Source organism: Aeribacillus sp. JST-2, from assembly GCF_056032925.1.
The window spans coordinates 1-630 of sequence record NZ_JBVVUU010000114.1 but is presented as its reverse complement, the minus strand read 5'-3'; the positions used below and the strand labels follow the sequence as shown (position 1 = coordinate 630).

Genomic DNA, 630 nt, shown 5'->3' with positions numbered 1-630 from the left:
CAAGTTTGACAGAGTACACTAAAGAAAAGCCCGAAAATACTGGTGTTTTGGACTTTACCCACAACACGTACCACTACACTTGTTAGTGGCACGTGTTTTTTTCTAATACTCTAGGAGGCGCTTGTGTGACAAGTGCTTCAAATGCTAGATTTGCTTGACCTTGTAATTCTGTACGAACGATTTGCTCTTCACCATTCACGCGTATTTTCGAGGCCTTCATCTGGCTTACATCATGCAAAATATCCTTTACACTTGTTTGGCATCCTATTTCTTTTAGCTTATAGGCCAAAAAGGATTCCATGACAAGCGCAAGGAAACAAACCATGATATGGCCTCGAATACGAGATTCCACTCGATGGTACATCGGGCGAAGTTCTAGATTCGACTTCAGGTTACGAAAGGCTTGTTCCACTCTCCACAACTCTTTATAGGCAAGTGCTGCCTCTTCATCCGTTAATGACGAGTTGGTCCGAATGGCGTACTTTCCGTCAAACTTTTCGTCATTGGATACCTTCTCTTCATCAATTTTGGCCGATGCTTTTTCTATCGTTAAAAACTTGGAATACGCACGGTTTTTGACGAGTCCAGATGGACCGAGTTCATCAAGCTTCGATTGAAGGTTTTCTAACA

The 630-nt window shown here is 42.4% G+C and carries 1 protein-coding gene; it reads right to left on the bottom strand.

Annotated features, from left to right (window positions below; genetic code table 11):
* Positions 1-82: 82 nt before the first annotated feature.
* Positions 83-630: IS1634 family transposase (locus AC0KTX_RS16805; RefSeq protein WP_474253166.1), on the bottom strand; the 548-nt coding region annotated here is incomplete at its 5' end.